Genomic DNA, 17,514 nt, shown 5'->3' on the forward strand with positions numbered 1-17,514 from the left:
ACAGTTAGAAATAATTGTGCGATAGTGGTAAATACGGTTAAGAAATTGCGGGTATAGCTCAGGGGTAGAGCGTCACCTTGCCAAGGTGAATGTCGCGCGTTCGAATCGCGTTACCCGCTTAGAGAAAAAGCTCGACTACCCTATGTTGAAAATCGAAGTTGAGGAAGATTAATTAGATTTCTAAATTACTCGCTTAAGCAGAAAATCTGCTGAATTTCATCATTTAACAAAGTTTTGGCTAAACTGAAAAAAGACTGAGTAGGAAAAACTGCAAAAAATTAAGCTCGACAAAACTAGCTTGGGCAGATACGCTAAACTATTTTGGATAATGGTATTTTGTGACTAACGCTTGTGCCACCTCAGAAAGCTCAGAAGATAGATTTAAATGCAGAGTACCCCTGTCCGTGTAGGCGTAAGGGGTGCTTGCAACCAATTACCCTGACAGAAGCGATGGGGTGCGATCGCTGTCAGCAAATTTTTGTGGTCGAAGAGAATGGTTATATATTAGAACAATTGTCCACAAGCTACCCATACAAGCGTGCTTGGCGTTGGAGTGGACATCGGTGGATAACTGCTCACACAGGCTTAAGAGAAAGTTATCTGCCGATTGCCATGTGTATAATTCTCATACCTTTGATCGTCTGGCTTCCAGTGGCATTGCGATTGCCTCCGAGTCAAAATGTAATTTTCTGGGCTTTGCTGGTGGTATTAGTACTACTATTGCCAGCATTAATGGTATGGTTAGCTTATCGGCGTTAAGAAAATGAAAATTGACGACAATAGCAGTGCAAAAAATCAAATAATCACCGCCGTTAAGCGCGCCCAAACAGCTTCTTGTGAACTGGCAACTACCAAAGGTTCTCTCCGGAGTCAAGGAGTTCAGATTCTCGCCCAAGAAATAGAAAATGCCTTTGACGAAATCTTAGAAGCAAATACCCTTGACTTGGAAACGAGTCGGGAAATGGCAGTACCAGAGTTAATTTTAGAGTGGTTAAAGCTAACCCCCGAAAGACTGCAAAATACAGTCCAGATTTTAAAGCGGATTGGAGAATTATCCGATCCCATCCAAAGAGTAATGAATGCTCCTTACCAACTCGATCCCGCTCAAACCTACTGTCAATTAATGCCTTTAGGAGTAATTGCCTTTATTTACGAAGCATTTCCGGAACTAGCGGCGATCGCGGCGGGCTTGTGTTTGAAAACTGGCAACAGCTTGATTTTACGAGGTGGAAGCGAAGCCAGTCATTGTAATGCAGCGATCGCGAAAGTAATGAAAAATGCTCTAGAAGATGCGAAGTTGCCAAGCGGGAGTTTAGAAATCCTTTCCTCCGATCTAGGTTCTGCCATTAGCGAATTAGTTGTACAAGACCAGTATATAAATTTGGTAATTCCCTATGGACGTGATAGCTTAGTCAAGCAAGTGACTCAACGTGCTACAGCGCCAGTTCTACGATCGGCAATGGGAAATTGCTATCTTTATTGGTCTCCCAGTGGAGAATTGGATCTTGCTCGTTGGGTAATTCTTGACAGTCACGCTAGCGAACCAGATCCAGTAAATGCTCTGGAAAAAGTTCTCATTCACAGGAATCAAAAATCTTCGACTCTAGTACGATTGTTTAAAAGTTTAGAAGAAAAAGGCTTTGAATTGCATGGAGATCCCGAACTCGCACAAGAATTTCCCGATCAGTTAAAACTGGCAGAAGAGAGTGAGTGGGATCGAGCTTATCTTAAAAAAATCGTTAGCTTTAAAGTAGTTGATAATATCGAAGCAGCGATCGCCTGGATGAATCAATACAGTAGCGGTCATGCTAACTGCTTAGTAACTGAATCTTATGCCGAAAGCCGCCAGTTTGCTCAAGAAATTGATAGCGCTTTAGTTTATATCAATTCTTCTCCTCGCTTTTACCGTAATTCCAAGCGTGGGGACTCAGTATTTTTAGGTATGTCCAATCAAAAAGGACATCGAAGAGGATTAATCGGACTAGAAACTTTTACCACACTCAAGCAAGTTGTTCAAGGAGAAAGAAGGAATTAAGCCAAAGCGCTATTTTCGTTTTAGTAAGTTTAAGGGGAGTCGAGCGCTCCCACCACTAACCAAATCAGGAAACTTCCCTTTTATTTGGTGCTAACTTAACTTTAGTTGCTAAACCAAGAGCTTGTAGAAATTGAATTGTCATCCAAGTGAAGTCTATTTCCCACCATTGCAAGCCATGACGGGCAGAATATTGAAAAGCATGATGGTTATTGTGCCAACCTTCACCATAGGTAACAAGAGCAACCCACCAGCAATTGCGGGAGCGATCGCCAGACTCATAAGTTTGATAGCCAAACATATGACTAGCACTGTTCACAAACCAAGTGCAGTGAAACACAGCCACCAGACGCACAAAAATTCCCCAGACTACCCAAGACCAACCACCTAAGTATAAGAGCAAAACCCCCAACAAAACTTGTAAGAGAATAAAATATTTTTGCAAAAACTGATAAACCGGGTCATCAGCAATGTCTTTGGTATAGCGAGGAATATCAGTATCCTGGGGGATTTTATGAAGCATCCAACTAATGTGACTCCACCAAAAACCTCGATTAGAATCGTGAGGATCGCCCTCAGCATCAGAATATAAATGGTGCATACGGTGCAAACCAACCCACTTAATAGGTCCTCCTTGAGCAGATAGACTTCCGCAAAAGACCAAGAAATATTCTAACCACTTGGGAGTTTCAAAACTACGATGGGTAACTAAGCGATGGAATCCTAGGGTTACACCAAGCCCAGCCGTTACCCAATGGAGGAAAAGTGCAACGCCAACTGCTCCCCAGCTAAAGTTACTAGGTAGGAAGGCAAGCAAAGCTACTGCGTGGATTCCAGTTAGATATACAATCACCGACCAATCGAGGGGAAATTGTTTTGATGTTGCAACACTCATTTAATAACCTATGTAATCACCTAAATGTTTTTTGAACGGTAACTTTCTCCTAAAAACAGGGAAAAGCCCTAAATTTTTCTCTAACCATCGACTAATTTTTTATTTAACCATCGACTAAAATCTCATGTTGTGTTCTTAAAATCAACCTCTTAACGCTGATAAATGAAGTATGAAAAGCAAATCTTCCCGATTTTTTCCTAAATTGACGCTCAGGTCAAGCAAAATCTCTCGCAATTAAAAAGCGAACTACCTGCTCGCACTAGCACCCATATTGCTCCAAAGCTAAAGCGGGCAGCTTGCCCGCGTTTGGTTGGGTGTAGAGAGATAAATTTTATTTTGCTTGCTGTTTAACTAACTTAACGTTGGTGGCTAAACCAATTATTTCTAAAAATCGGATTGTCATCCAAGTGAAATCTATTTCCCACCATTCTAGGCCGTGACGGGCAGAATATTGAAAAGCGTGATGGTTGTTGTGCCAACCTTCACCGTAGGTGAGAAGAGCCACCCACCAGCAATTGCGGGAGCGATCGCCAGATTCGTAAGTTTGATAGCCAAACTGATGACTAGCACTGTTCACAAACCAAGTACAGTGGAAAACCACCACTAAACGGACAAAAATTCCCCAGACTACCCAAGACCAACCGCCTAACCAAAAGAGAAACAGCCCAAAGACAACTTGGATGGGAATAAAATATTTTTGCAAAAACTGATAAACTCGGTCATCAGCAATGTCTTTGGTGTAGCGAGGTAGTTCTGAATCTTGGGGGATTTCATGGAGCATCCAATTAAGGTGGCTCCACCAAAAACCTCGATTAGAATCATGAGGATCTTTCTCAGTATCGGAATATAAATGATGAATGCGGTGCATTCCTACCCACGCGATCGGTCCTCCCTCAGCAGCTAGAGTTCCGCAAAAAACAAAGAAATATTCCAACCACTTAGGAGTTTCAAAACTGCGATGAGTGACTAAGCGATGAAATCCTAGTGTAATACCTAAACCGCCAGTTACCCAATGAAGCAATAGAGCAACTCCAACTGCCGACCAGGTAAAATTACTCGGCAAAAAGGCAAGTAAAGCTACCAGGTGGATTCCTGTTATATAAGCGATAATTGACCAATCAAGGGAAAGTTTTTTTGATGTAGCAACAGTCATGCAGTAACCTAAATACGTTCAAAGATGGTAACCTTCTACGAACAAAAGCGAGAATCGGTAAATTTTTACTTAACCATTGACTAAAATCTCACTTTGTGTTTCTAAAATGAACAGCGTAAAACTGCTAAATGAAGCAGAGAAGGCACTAATCCCGATTTTTTCTGGAATTGACACCCAGGTCAAGCAAAATCTCCAAAAAGTGTTAAAAGCTTTCCGAAATCAGCGCGTAGGAGTTCAGCATTTTGCTAGTGTTAGCGGGTACGGACATGACGATTTAGGACGACGAACTTTAGATCGAGTTTTTGCGGAAGTTATGCAAGCTGAAGCCGCAGCCGTAAGACTACAATTTGTTTCCGGAACTCACGCGATCGCTTGTGCCTTGTTTGGCGTTCTTCGTCCTGGAGACGAAATGTTAGCCGTTGCTGGTTCTCCTTACGACACTTTGGAAGAAGTAATCGGCTTGCGCGGGAATTGTCAAGGTTCCTTAATGGAGTTTAACATTCAATATCGCCAATTAACTCTCACTAACGAAGGAATCATAAATTGGGAGGCTCTTAGCACTGCAATTCGAGATAATACTCGTCTTGTCTTCATCCAGCGTTCCTGTGGCTACTCTTGGCGATCGAGTTTGTCTATTTCAGACATTGAAAAAATTGTCCGTCTCGTGAAGCAACAAAATCCTCAGACGGTTTGTTTTGTTGATAATTGTTACGGCGAGTTTGTTGAAGACAGGGAACCTACTGCTGTGGGTGCAGATTTAATTGCTGGTTCTTTGATTAAAAATCCAGGTGGGACAATTGCGACGGCGGGCGGCTATGTCGCTGGAAAAGCCGAATTTGTCGAAGCGGCGGCTTGTCGTTTAACTGCACCGGGAATTGGTAGCGAGGGAGGCGCGACTTTCGACCAAAATCGTTTGTTGTTCCAAGGTTTGTTTCTTGCACCGCAAATGGTAGGGGAAGCTCTCAAAGGTAATCATTTAACAGCTTATGTCTTTGACAAGCTTGGTTATCCAGTGAATCCTTTACCCTTAGTTTCACGTCGAGATGTGATTCAAGCAATTAAGTTAGGTGACAAAGAAAAGCTAATTGCCTTCTGTCGCGCTATTCAACAGCATTCTCCCGTAGGTTCCTATCTAGACCCCATTCCTGCCCCGATGCCAGGATATGAGAGCCAATTAGTAATGGCTGGAGGAACGTTTATTGATGGCAGTACCTCGGAATTTTCTGCTGATGGACCTTTAAGAGAACCTTATCTGGTCTTTTGTCAAGGAGGGACTCATTGGACTCATGTGGCGATCGCCCTCGAAGCTGCGATTGAAGCTGTCGGCGAAGCTACTTAACCAAAAAGGTCTTTAAATAACCTTAGTTATTTCTTTCTTTGGTTATAAATTGGCGATCGCTCTTTCGCCGGACAGATGGCGAATTTGGTTGACTGAGTCACAATTATCCTAAATCAATCTACTTTATTTTTAAATAAATAAAACTGAATAAAATATGGCTAATATACCCAAAGTACAAAAAGAAACCGCTAAATATTTAACTGGTTTCAAAACGATAGGCGTGGGAATTTTCGGGATAATTGTCATCTTAATTTTTGCGGCTGTGGGCAGCAAAGTCTTACAATCAGAAGCTACTCCCCACTGGTTTGAAAAAAATGTTAGTTCAGAAGAACTTGCTAACAATCCCGAAATCCTCAATGGTCAAACTGTAACTGTGAGAGGCGAAATTATAGAAGGAATTGATGACAACAAATTTTTAATTGGCAATCGGAGTATTTGGGCGAAAAAAGAGATTTTAATAGTCAATGAATCCGGGGAACCAGTGCCTGTTGTTAACGACAATATAGAAATTCAAGTAACTGGAGAAGTAGGCGAGTTTCAAGTAGCAGAAAAAGAAACCGGAATTGGGCTAGGCGATGCCGAGCGCTACGTCAAATACGAAAATAAACCAACAATTTTTGCTCGTTCGATTGCCCTAGCACCCAAACCAGCTAATATTGCTAGCAATCCAGAGCAATATTATGGTAAGAGAGTTGCCGTAGAAGCTCAGATCGAAGAAGTAGTCGATCGCAATTCTTTTACTTTAGATGCTAGCGGACTGAGCGATCGTGATTTGCTAGTTGTCCAATTTGATTCTTTGGGAAGCATACCGCGAGAGGAACAAACCGTAGTTGTAACTGGAATAGTCCGTCAGTTACAAGTTACTGAAGTGGAAAGAGACTACGAATTAACCTGGGATTTAGAGATAATTAATAAACTAGAAGCAGAATATGAGAATAAACCTGTTCTGTTTGCTGATAAAATTTACTCTTCTACCGAAGACTAAGCTTTAGGAAAAAATATGACAAGCGGCAATGATAACTCAAAGTAACTGCGATCGAGACGCGCAGCAAGATAGCGGCGATCGCCTTGGTGAGTGAAAAAGTAAGTATCTCTGTATTATTGACTACTCCCCTCCCTCCGCGTTGCTAAAGGGAGGGGATTCACAAGTAGTTCTCTTTCCTCTTGCAGGCACAGTCAAGTTGCCTCTAGACGCTCAATATGTTGACATATAGCCGCATATATTGCGCTTACTTTTTTGAGTTTTATGCTTTCAAACATCCATCACTCAGCTAGTTTAGTACGCTCCTCGCTCTGAAGAAAGCTTGCAGTGGTTTAGTCATACTGCCGTTAGAGCCAATCTAACCGTTGTTTCTTACTTACCGGGATTTCGACCTACTAGAGCGAAGAATCACGTAGATTTTAGTTTTACTCGCGATCAACTATTGTACTAACTTTCTAGTTTCTTTTCAATCAAAGTCGCCGTAGAACAGCGAGGCTTTAAACCCATTTTTTTTGGTAAGGCGAAGAAATTTAGACCGCGATCGCCTAGAGATCGAATCTCCGCTACACTGAGAAATACCTAGATCCGAGGTTCGGTTTTCAGTAGTTACTTGTTTGATGGCAAAATGAGCGATAGTCAATCCCAGCAGTCTCATTCCGAAAACGTCAAAATTAGCCAAACACCACCAGAAACAGATCCTCTAGCCATTGAAATCCAAAATTTGGCACTGGATCGCATTCAAAAGCACATTTTTCTCTGTGCTGACCAAACGAAGCCGAAATGTTGCGCGAAAAAAGTTAGTATAGAAGCCTGGGACTATCTCAAAAGAAGATTAAAGGAACTTGAACTGGATCGTCCGACAGCAAGTCGTCCAAACTGTATTTTCCGCACTAAAGCTAACTGCTTGCGCGTTTGTACCCAAGGTCCAATTATGGTTGTCTATCCAGATGGTGTTTGGTATCGCAACGCTACTCCCGAAGTAATCGAAAGAATTATTCAGGAGCATTTAATTAATCAGCAAATAGTTACAGAATATGCCTTCCTTATCAATCCATTACCAAAATTAGCTTCTGAAATTCAAGCAGAAAGGGAAACCATGACAGGTAAGACAGAAAATTTACTAGAAAATGAGCAAATGATGGGACAAACTAGCCCACAAGAGGTTAACACTTAACTAGCGAGATTAATTTTCGTCACACACTAATCAGATAAATTTGTACCGGGAAATTTCGAAAAAATTTTGCTCTTACCCAGATTAAGTGGCACAAAAGTCAGAAAAGAACATACAATAACATATCAAGTGCAGTGTTGCTTCAGTAGTTTTACGGAATTTGCTCGGTTGCTCTTGAAATCACTTTGGTTGGATTTAGCGAAAAAAATTAATTGATCTGCTCGTTAGATCCAATTTAGTTGGATAATGACAATTTTAACTACTAAAGTTAAATAAGGCACTAAGTACTCTTAAGCTCATCCCGATCGCGCCAAACATAGCGAGTGTTGCAAAATGAAGGAAAACGCTCAAAAAGACTACAAAAAACTACTATTAATCGATGACGATCCCAACCTTATCCTGCTGGTCAAGGACTATCTAGAGTTTCGAGGCTATGAAGTTATTACTGCTGAAAATGGTCGGGAAGCACTGGATGTGTTGGACCGCGAAATTCCTCATCTAATAATTTGCGATGTGATGATGCCAGAAATGGACGGCTACGCTTTGGTCGAACACATTCGTCAAGATCCTCGTACTAGTTGGATTCCGGTATTGTTTCTCTCGGCTAAAGGTCAAAGTGCTGACCGGGTAAAGGGTTTGAATACTGGTGCTGATGTGTATATGGTGAAACCCTTTGAACCTGAAGAGTTAGTAGCACAGGTAGAATCTTCGCTGAAGCAGGCGAATCGCTTGATGCACTATACGAATAGAAGCTCTGATGCTGGTTCGAGAATTCAAGTTCCGGAAAATGTGGAGTTAACTCCAACTGAATCAAAAGTGGTTCAGTTGGTAGCACAGGGTATGGCAAATCGTGAAATTGCCGAACAGCTTAATGTCTCTCAACGGACAATCGAAAGTCATGTCTCTAATATGCTCAACAAAACTAATCTACATAATCGGACTGAGTTAGCTCGTTGGGCGATTGAAAGTAATATGGCTTAAGAGAATTTAGCCGCAAGCGTCACCCGAAAAATGTCAGTGTTGTCAGTCTTGGTGCGGGCAAAGATTACATGGGTGGCGATCGCTCTTTCTCTCGTTCTCTCGAAAAAAAACTCTAAAAAAATAAATCTTTACCTGACAAGGTCGCAAAAGTTTGCTATGATGATAAATAGTGCTGGTGTAGCTCAGTGGTAGAGCAGCTGATTTGTAATCAGCCGGTCGCAAGTTCAAATCTTGTCACCAGCTTAGCGATCGTGTTTTCACAGAAAGCCCCGATACTTTAGGACGGGGACGACGGGGCGTTTAAACGCTGTACGTAAATTCCAGCGACAGCCCCTCATGAACAGAAAACCAGTAGATAAACTGCTCAGCATCAATACAATACTTAACTTAATAAGCGTTGCTGTAAAATATGCTAAAGTGGCGATCGTTAATAATTCCTGAGATAATTTGTTTTCCAGCAAATTATCTGATTTTGCTCTGGCGCTAACTCTGCCAATACCTCTTTGGATAGGAACTCCCCGGTGAATTTAAGCTCAGGGTTCGCTTCAAATTTGTAAGCTGTTACCCCAAATTAACTGCATGAATCATTCAAATGATTTATGCAGAACTTGGTTGATTTTTAAATCAAATATGTATTTCTGGCTTGCTGAAAGATTAAAAATAATCTTGGCAATTGCCTAACTGGAGGTCTTTCAAAAAATGTTTGAAAATGTCGAACTTTTAGTTCTGGGGAGCTTGTTTGCGATTGTTCACTTCGTTTCCCCTTACGCAGCTAAGTATCGAGAGCGTTTTGAACCTCATTTTAGCTCACTTGCAGGGGGATTTGCTGTTGCATACATTTTTTTAGAGCTATTACCCAGCCTGGAAACTTCTCATGATGTGGTGGGTGAGCGTATCTACTTTTTAATTCTTTTGGGCTTTTCTGTTTTTTATGGCATAGAGTTCTATATGGAACGCTACCGGGAGAAAAAAGCCATAGCACGAGTACGCAATTCCATCATTATGGCACAGGCGTTTCTGTATAATCTGCTTTTGGCGATCGCCATTGGAGAAGAAGCCCCAGAAACAGTTTTTTTAGCATTATTATTTGCGATTCTCATTGGCTTTCACCTTTTGAGTAACGATTTGGGACTCATTGAGGAATTAGAGGGAAAATTTATTAAGTATGGAAGGTTTGTTCTAATCCTCGCTATTGTACTTGGAATTGCCATACACTTTATTAGCGAGCCAAGTATATTTTTAATGGATCTCATTGCTGCTGTTGTCGCAGGTATAGTTCTCTATCGAGTTTCCCAATCAGAACTCCCAGAATTCGATCGAGCGCATTTTATTTCTTTTGTCGTAGGTAGCCTTTTCTTCATTGGAATTCATCTACTTTTAGTGGAAGGTTAGGAAAGAGAAAATCTGACAATAATCAACCTTAATCGAGCAATCACAAAGGTTGATTATTTTTTTTAATAACTCCTTGACAAAAATCCTAATCTATGAAATAAAAAAGTGAAAACAGCGATCGCTGGCAGAAAAGGCAAACTTGGCAACAGACTACAGCTTTACCAGAAAAACTGGGTTTAAAGCCTCGCCCTTTAGCGGAGCGGAGGGCGACTTTTTAGAAGTGTAGTGCCAAGAAAATATTTGTGGTAAAATTTCTGAGAACAGAAGGAGGTGATTTTAATTGTTTGTCTGCCAACAAAATCAGATCGAAAACTCAGAACAATTGCCATTCACCGAGTATCTTTGCCGAACCGCCAATAAACTTATTAACTGCGGTATTTATTTAGCTCGTCAATGGTATTTTAAAATGCCATTATCTACCGGGTAAATATGATTTAGAAAAAGCCTTAAAGGGAAACACAAATTATCAATAGAAATTGAAGCCTTCAAACCAATTATTAAAACTATTGTTAGAAAAACTGTGAATTTAGAAATTCGTTTAGCTAATCGCACTGATTTACCGATCGCGTTTTCTGTTCATCCCCGATACTTGAGGACGGGGGACGGGGCGTTTAAACGCTGTACGTAAATTCCAGCGACAGCCTCTCATGAACAGAAAACCAGTAGATAAACTGCTCAGCATCAATTTTCATGCTAAGTGGTTGAGTAACCGATGAAAAAAACAGCGTCAAGAAAAATTTTAAAAATGCAGAAAGCAAGCAGGGCAATATTTTCAGCTTATACAGTCAATAATAGGCGCACAACCCGTCCGGTAAAAGTTGGCGATGTCACTATCGGTGGTGGTTATCCGGTCGTAGTGCAGTCGATGATTAATGAAGATACCTTAGATATCGATGGCTCAGTAGCAGCAATTCGTCGTTTACACGAAATTGGCTGCGAAATCGTGCGCGTAACAGTGCCTAGTATGGCTCATGCTAAGGCTTTAGCAAAAATTAAGGAGAAATTAAACCAAACTTATCGACCAGTGCCGTTAGTGGCGGATGTGCATCATAATGGCATGAAAATTGCCTTAGAAGTTGCCAAGCACGTTGATAAAGTCAGAATTAATCCTGGATTATACGTTTTTGAGAAGCCGAAAAGCGTACCGCAAGGTCGGCAAAGCCATCGCGACGAATATACTCAAGCGGAATTTGAGGAAATCGGGGCGAAAATTCGCGAAACTCTCGAACCCCTGGTAATCTCTCTCCGCGACCAAAATAAAGCGATGCGTATTGGTGTTAATCACGGTTCCCTCGCCGAAAGAATGCTCTTTACTTATGGGGATACTCCCGAAGGCATGGTAGAATCGGCGCTGGAATTTATCCGCATTTGCGAATCTCTTGACTACCGTAATTTGGTAATTTCGCTGAAAGCTTCGCGAGTCCCGGTGATGTTAGCTGCTTACCGTTTGATGGTTAAGCGAATGGATGAGTTAGGAATGGATTATCCTTTGCATCTGGGTGTTACTGAGGCTGGAGATGGCGAATATGGACGAATTAAGTCTACTGCGGGAATTGGTACTCTCTTAGCAGAAGGTATCGGCGATACAATTCGGGTATCTTTAACCGAAGCACCAGAAAAAGAAATTCCGGTTTGTTATAGCATTCTCCAAGCTTTGGGATTGCGGAAAACAATGGTGGAATATGTAGCTTGTCCTAGTTGCGGTCGTACTTTGTTTAATTTAGAAGATGTACTGCATCAAGTTCGCGAAGCTACGAAACACCTTTCTGGTTTAGATATTGCTGTCATGGGTTGTATTGTCAACGGACCTGGAGAAATGGCAGATGCCGATTATGGTTATGTTGGTAAGCAACCGGGTTATATTTCTCTATATCGCGGTCGTGAAGAAATTAAGAAAGTACCGGAAGATCGAGGGGTGGAAGAGTTGATTAATTTAATTAAAGCTGATGGTCGTTGGGTTGACCCCTAAGACTGGGGATTGGGGACTGGGGACTGGGGATTAGGGAGATTAATTTGGCTACGCGATCGCTGATGTAGAGAGGTTGCAGATAACCTCTCTACAATTAGTAAATGAGGATATATCGTAAGTGCTAACTGATAACTGAGATATGACGATCGCGCAAGTTTGGGGTTCTCTATTAATTTTCTTGGTTTGTCCGCTTTTGGGGGGGCTACCTTCGATCGATTGGATTAGTTATGCGATCGCAGGAACTCCTCTAAGTCGTATGGGTACGGGTAATGTTTCTGTCTCGGCAGCTTTTTACCATTGCGGTAAACTGGTGGGAGTTTTGGCGGTGCTGTCGGAGGCTTTTAAAGGAATTGCGGCGGTTTTGTTAGCCCGTGCATTTTTTCCTAGCGATCCGGTTTGGGAGTTAATTGCTTTAATTGCTTTAGTTGTCGGACGCTATTGGATGGGAAAAGGTGCGGGAACTACTAATGTAGTTTGGGGTATCATTGTTCACGATCCGATCGCGGCTGGTTTGATTTTCCTGACTGGGGGAGTTAGTTTTACAATTTTTCGCGAGCGAAAAGCGGGACGGATTGGGATTTTAGTGCTATTAGTAGTTATTTTGGCACTGAGACATCCTCACGAACCAGACCGAATTATTGCGGCGATCGCCCTTGCTTGTATGTTGGCTTGGATTTATTCTAAAATCCCTGATGACCTCGATCTGCGCGCAAATGAAGCCAAAGCGGAGTCTCAAAAAATGTTTCGTTTCTTCCGAGGGGATAAAGCCTTGATTTCTCTGGATAATCAACTCGATTCGGCTAAAGTTGGACAAAAGGCGGCTACTTTGTCCCAATTAAAACGCTGGGGTTGTACGATTCCGGAGGGCTGGGTATTACCTGCGGGAGACGATCCGCAACCGTTGATTGAATTTCTCGAACCTACATCAGAACAGCCTTTGGTAGTTCGTTCTTCGGCGATCGGTGAAGATTCTTACTCGGCTTCGGCTGCTGGACAGTATACCACTGTTTTAAACGTTAGCGATCGCGGAGAACTTCGAGATGCAATTCTGCGCACTCAAGCTTCTTATCATCAACGTAGTGCTGTACAATATCGGCGATCGCGCCAGCAAAAAGATACTTCAATGGCGGTATTAATCCAAAAACAAATTCGAGGCGTTTTTTCTGGTGTTGCTTTTAGTCGCGATCCGGTTGACAATCTTAATAATTCTGTCGTAATTGAAGCTTTACCGGGAGAAGCTACTCAAGTTGTTTCGGGACAGGTAACACCTCAACAATATCGAGTTTATCTTCCCCAAACTGTCGATGAAGAGTCTCGTATTGAAGGGGAAGGAGATTTAAACTCTGTACAAATATCGGCAAAGTCTTTACTTGAAGATATAGCTTATCTCGTTCGAGATTTAGAAGATTATTATCACGGTATTCCCCAAGATATTGAATGGACTTACGACGGTGAAAAGTTATGGTTATTGCAAGCTCGACCGATTACTACTTTACAACCAATTTGGACGCGCAAAATTGCGGCTGAGGTAATTCCTGGTTTAATTCGTCCTCTTACTTGGTCGATTAATCGTCCTCTTACTTGTGGTGTTTGGGGCGAAATTTTTACTTTGGTTTTGGGAAAACGGGCTAGAGGTTTAAATTTCGATGATACTGCTACTTTACATTACCATCGAGCTTATTTTAATGCTACGCTCCTCGGTAAAATTTTCCGCCGCATGGGACTACCGGAAGAAAGTTTGGAATTTTTGACTAGAGGTGCGAAATTTAGTAAACCACCTTTACTTTCGACAATTAGAAATATTCCTGGTTTAAGGCGTTTATTGGCTAGAGAATGGAATTTAGTCAAAGATTTTGAGCGAGATTACCAGAAGTTATTTGCTCCTACTTTAAACGATTTAGACCGAGAAATGCCTTCAGCGATGTCTGAGGAATATTTACTCGAAAGAATTGAAAAGATTTTAGCTGTTTTGCAACGAGCTACTTACTATAGTATTCTTGCTCCTTTAAGTTTGGCAATTCGACAAGCAATTTGGCAAGTTCCGGAAACAGAATTAGATAATTCTCAAACTCCAGAAGTAGCCTCAATGCGATCGCTAGCGCGTTTAGCTGCTGATACTCGTAATTTAATCCCCATCGAACAATTAACCTCAGATAGTTGTCCCTCTGTGTTTGCGGCGATCGCGGAAATGCCCGATGGCGAAAATGTGTTAGAACAGTTTCAACAATGGCTCGATCGCTATGGCTATCTTAGTGATGTTGCTACCGATATTGCCATCCCTCGTTGGAAAGAAAATCCTCGTCCAGTACGAGAAATTTTCGCACAATGTCTGCTGAATGAACAACGGCGATCGCAACTCGAACAAGATCGAGATTTACCAGATTCTCCCGCTTTAACCACCAGTTTTGTCCAAAAACGTCTTAATCTTAAAGGTAGTTCCGGTGAAGTTTATTCACAACTTTTAGCTCATCTACGTTGGAGTTTTGTCGCTTTAGAAAAAATGTGGTTAGAAGCCAATTTATTAACTACTGAAGGAGATATCTTTTTCCTGAAAATATCCGAAATTCGCCGCTTAATTTTAGACGCAGATCCCCAATTAACCCAACGCTTATCGGAGATAATTACTAATAGAAAAAATCTCTTCACAGAAGACAAAAAATTAACTAATATTCCCTACGTTATTTATGGAAATCCACCTGCAAGAAACATCATGCTTGCTGCTTCCCAAAATCCTTCTCAACAACGCTTACAAGGTATCGCTGCTAGTCCCGGAATAGCTGAAGGTAGAGTCAAAATCTTGCGTAACCTGCAAGAAATAGGAAATATTAACGAAACAACAATTTTAGTAGTTCCTTATACAGACTCCGGATGGTCGCCCGTGCTAGCAAGTGCAGGTGGTTTAATTGCCGAAGTTGGTGGTAGACTATCTCATGGCGCGATCGTTGCCAGAGAATATGGTATTCCCGCAATTATGGACGTTCATAATGCTACCAATTTATTACAAAATAATCAGCGAGTGCGTATTGACGGACAAGCAGGAATTGTCGAAATTTTAACTGATTGAAATTAGTAGTTATAATTTCCCACCACAACGTACTAAGAAACAATACATATCATTATGTCTACCAGTCTCAGCAGAGGAAAGAGGAGTATAACCAGAAAAATCTCTAGAGTTGACTTTTGCACCATTAACAATTAACAACTCTGCTATATCTATATGTCCCCAATAGGCAACTTCATGTAGTGGAGTTTTACCTTGGAATTTCTCATAAGCATTGACATCTGCCCCATTAGCAATTAAAAGTTCAACAACATCGAATCTAGCTATTCTTCCTGATACCGCATCGTGTAACGGGGTATCGCCACCAAGATCGTTACAACGAGCATTAACATCTGCTCCTTGATTAATTAGTATTTCTGCTATATTCAAACAGTTATAGCCAACCGCTATATGCAATGGTGTTCCATGTCGAGTTTTACCGTCTCCATCAAAAATCAGATTACCTCTAGCTACTACATTCAACTCTGCACCACGTTCAATTAAGAATTCAACTAACTTATCTGCATCGGAATTAGAAGCAGCAAAATGTAAGGGAGTTCTACCATATTTATCCTGATCATTTACCTCAGCACCACTATCTATTAATAATTGTGCTATTTCTAATTGATTGTTCCAGGCTGCCATCTGCAAGAGCGTTACGTCTCTATAGCCAAGTAAATTAACATTTCCACCTTGTTCTAAATAATCTTGAATTACCTCAATTTTTCCGAAAAAAGTAGCCGAGTGTGGATCGAAAACTGCACCACGAGCAAGTAGAAGATTGGCGATTTCGTTATGTTTGCGAATGACTGCTGTATACAATGGGGAAACTTTGTCTTTGTCTTCAAGGTTGTAATTAACATTAGCTCCTCGGTTGATAAGTAGTTCAGCCAGATTGAGAAAATTATGCTGCACGGTTAACATTAAAGGAGTTGCCCCTTGATTATCTTCTAAGTCGATATCTGTTCCGTTATCTAGATATTTGATAATCGCCTCAACATTTTCATTTAAGACTGCTTTATGTATTCCCCTAGCAGATTTAAGTTCGCTGAGAATTAAATGGATTACAAGAATAGTAAGTCCAAACCAGAATAAATCTTCTTCCGAATGGACTCTAAATACTCCGATGAGAATGTATAAAGCAAATAAACACTCTTTCCAATAAGTTTTAAAATCTTTAGCATTAAACATATTTTGAGTAGCCTTAAAGGGCTGACTACAAACTTAAACTTCAAGGTGAGCATTGCCCACCTTAACCAATTATCGCAGCAAAAAACGATCTAAATTTGGCACATCTACCCAAGAATTATTTTCGTGCGATTGATGAGTTAAATCCATTAATAACTGTGAATAAACTCCTTCTCGCAATGAAGGTGTTAAAGACTTTCCTGCATCGATCGCTTCTACCCAATGATTAACTATACGAATAAAAGGTGCTAAACGTCCATCTGTATAAACATGGCTAAAAGCGAGATGTTTCGGTATCGCTACTTCAGCTAAGGATTTACCTGCGGGTGCAGCAAATAAACGAAAACCGTGAACGTAATCTTTGAGATTATCGCTACCTAAGACTAAAGTACCATCAGATCCATAAATTTCAACCCAATGTCCGCGTCCGTTATAAGTTACTGAACTAATTGATAACTGACAAGGCGTACCATCAGCTAATTCCATCATTAGCATACAGGTATCGTCAGCATCCACAGGCTTTAATTTCCCATTATCTTTGGGATCTGGACGTTCGGGAATAGCAGTAAAAAGTTTCGCAGATAAACGCTTGACAGGACCGAACAACCAGTGGATATAATCAAAACTGTGGGAAGCAACTGCACCCAAAGCACCGCCACCCATATCTTTCCGAGAATACCAATTCCAGGGGCGATCGCTGTTAGCGCGACTGGTAACAATCCAGTCAATTTTTATGAAGCGTTTATTGCCAACATAATTCTCAGCGAGGTATTCTGCAAGTAACTGCCATGCGGGAACAAAGCGAAATTCAAAATCGGCGATCGCCACTAAGCCTTTTTTCTCTGCTAGCTGATATAGTTCTTTTGTCTGGTTCACATTCATTGTCATGGGCTTTTCTAGCAATAAATGTTTCCCAGCCTCTAAAACTTTTTTTCCCATTTCGTAGTGTAAAAATGGCGGTGTGGAAACACTAACTGCATCCACGTCTGGTAAGGAAAGAATTGTTTCGAGATTGTCAGCCGCGTGAGGAATGTCATTTTCCGCCGCAATTTGCTTGGCTTTCCCTATATCCCGGTTATAAATAGCTACTGGTTTGGTGCGAGGATGCTCTTGGAAGCCCGGTAAGTGAATTTTTTGTCCAAACCCTGTTCCGACTACTGCTACGCCCAGAGGTGATTTTTCGCTAACGTTGTTACTAGAGGATGCCACGGTTGAAAAACTCATAAAGATTTAGTCTTGGAGATGCGATCGCTGTTTGCTGTTAAATGGTATCAAGACGAACAGACTTTAACCAAGAGACTCGATCACAAAAAGCGAATTGTCAACGGATAACGATAAAACTCTCCTTTATTGGCTTTGACTGCGGCAAAAA

14 protein-coding genes and 2 tRNA genes are annotated in these 17,514 nt (G+C 41.3%); 11 read left to right on the forward strand and 5 right to left on the reverse strand.

Annotated features, from left to right (window positions below):
- Window positions 1-47 precede the first annotated feature (47 nt).
- The 3 genes from G3T18_RS03060 (at window position 48) to G3T18_RS03070 (ending at window position 2,035) form a co-directional block, all read left to right on the forward strand.
- Window positions 48-119: transfer RNA gene (locus G3T18_RS03060), tRNA-Gly, on the forward strand.
- Between the two features lie 232 nt (window positions 120-351).
- Window positions 352-759 carry a hypothetical protein gene (locus tag G3T18_RS03065; RefSeq protein WP_224409052.1) on the forward strand — a complete coding sequence of 136 codons (408 nt, stop codon included), beginning with the start codon at window positions 352-354 and terminating at the stop codon, window positions 757-759.
- Between the two features lie 4 nt (window positions 760-763).
- The gene (locus tag G3T18_RS03070) at window positions 764-2,035 is read left to right on the forward strand and encodes a glutamate-5-semialdehyde dehydrogenase (RefSeq protein WP_224409053.1); all 1,272 of its coding nucleotides are present in this window, start codon (window positions 764-766) and stop codon (window positions 2,033-2,035) included.
- Between the two features lie 64 nt (window positions 2,036-2,099).
- Here G3T18_RS03070 and G3T18_RS03075 read toward each other — a convergent pair whose 3' ends face one another.
- Entirely contained in the window at window positions 2,100-2,927 is an 828-nt protein-coding gene (locus G3T18_RS03075; RefSeq protein ID WP_224409054.1) for an acyl-CoA desaturase, read from the reverse strand.
- A gap of 331 nt (window positions 2,928-3,258) precedes the next feature.
- Window positions 3,259-4,080 (reverse strand): acyl-CoA desaturase, encoded by an 822-nt coding sequence (locus tag G3T18_RS03080; protein ID WP_224409055.1) that lies wholly within the window; start codon window positions 4,078-4,080, stop codon window positions 3,259-3,261.
- A 106-nt stretch (window positions 4,081-4,186) separates the two neighbouring features.
- Here G3T18_RS03080 and G3T18_RS03085 point away from each other — a divergent pair, with 106 nt between their 5' ends.
- From G3T18_RS03085 to G3T18_RS03120, 8 genes are all read left to right on the forward strand, one after another.
- Entirely contained in the window at window positions 4,187-5,419 is a 1,233-nt protein-coding gene (locus tag G3T18_RS03085; protein WP_224409056.1) for a methionine gamma-lyase family protein, read from the forward strand.
- Window positions 5,420-5,573: 154 nt separating this feature from the next.
- A complete protein-coding gene (locus tag G3T18_RS03090) occupies window positions 5,574-6,404 on the forward strand; it encodes a hypothetical protein (protein ID WP_224409057.1) in 831 nt (276 codons plus the stop codon).
- Between the two features lie 622 nt (window positions 6,405-7,026).
- Entirely contained in the window at window positions 7,027-7,575 is a 549-nt protein-coding gene (locus tag G3T18_RS03095; protein ID WP_224409058.1) for a (2Fe-2S) ferredoxin domain-containing protein, read from the forward strand.
- Window positions 7,576-7,905: 330 nt separating this feature from the next.
- Entirely contained in the window at window positions 7,906-8,553 is a 648-nt protein-coding gene (locus tag G3T18_RS03100; RefSeq protein ID WP_224409059.1) for a response regulator transcription factor, read from the forward strand.
- A 171-nt stretch (window positions 8,554-8,724) separates the two neighbouring features.
- Window positions 8,725-8,796, forward strand: a tRNA-Thr gene (locus G3T18_RS03105).
- A gap of 456 nt (window positions 8,797-9,252) precedes the next feature.
- On the forward strand, window positions 9,253-9,945 hold the full coding sequence (locus G3T18_RS03110; RefSeq protein ID WP_224409060.1) for a hypothetical protein: 693 nt from the start codon (window positions 9,253-9,255) through the stop codon (window positions 9,943-9,945).
- 745 nt (window positions 9,946-10,690) lie between these two features.
- Window positions 10,691-11,914 (forward strand): (E)-4-hydroxy-3-methylbut-2-enyl-diphosphate synthase, encoded by a 1,224-nt coding sequence (gene ispG / locus G3T18_RS03115; protein WP_224409061.1) that lies wholly within the window; start codon window positions 10,691-10,693, stop codon window positions 11,912-11,914.
- Window positions 11,915-12,053: 139 nt separating this feature from the next.
- Entirely contained in the window at window positions 12,054-14,978 is a 2,925-nt protein-coding gene (locus tag G3T18_RS03120; RefSeq protein ID WP_224409062.1) for a glycerol-3-phosphate acyltransferase, read from the forward strand.
- A 9-nt stretch (window positions 14,979-14,987) separates the two neighbouring features.
- Here the strand turns inward: G3T18_RS03120 and G3T18_RS03125 are convergent, their stop codons facing one another.
- The 3 genes from G3T18_RS03125 to G3T18_RS25845 form a co-directional block, all read right to left on the reverse strand.
- Window positions 14,988-16,145, reverse strand: coding sequence for an ankyrin repeat domain-containing protein (locus tag G3T18_RS03125; protein WP_224409063.1), 1,158 nt, complete (start codon window positions 16,143-16,145; stop codon window positions 14,988-14,990).
- 69 nt (window positions 16,146-16,214) lie between these two features.
- Window positions 16,215-17,366 (reverse strand): Gfo/Idh/MocA family protein, encoded by a 1,152-nt coding sequence (locus G3T18_RS03130; protein ID WP_224409064.1) that lies wholly within the window; start codon window positions 17,364-17,366, stop codon window positions 16,215-16,217.
- A gap of 80 nt (window positions 17,367-17,446) precedes the next feature.
- A partial coding sequence (locus tag G3T18_RS25845) for a DUF4870 domain-containing protein (RefSeq protein ID WP_224409068.1) occupies window positions 17,447-17,514 on the reverse strand: 68 nt, incomplete at its 5' end.

Origin of the sequence: Oscillatoria salina IIICB1, assembly GCF_020144665.1 — a bacterium.
Taxonomy (GTDB): Bacteria; Cyanobacteriota; Cyanobacteriia; order Cyanobacteriales; family SIO1D9; genus IIICB1.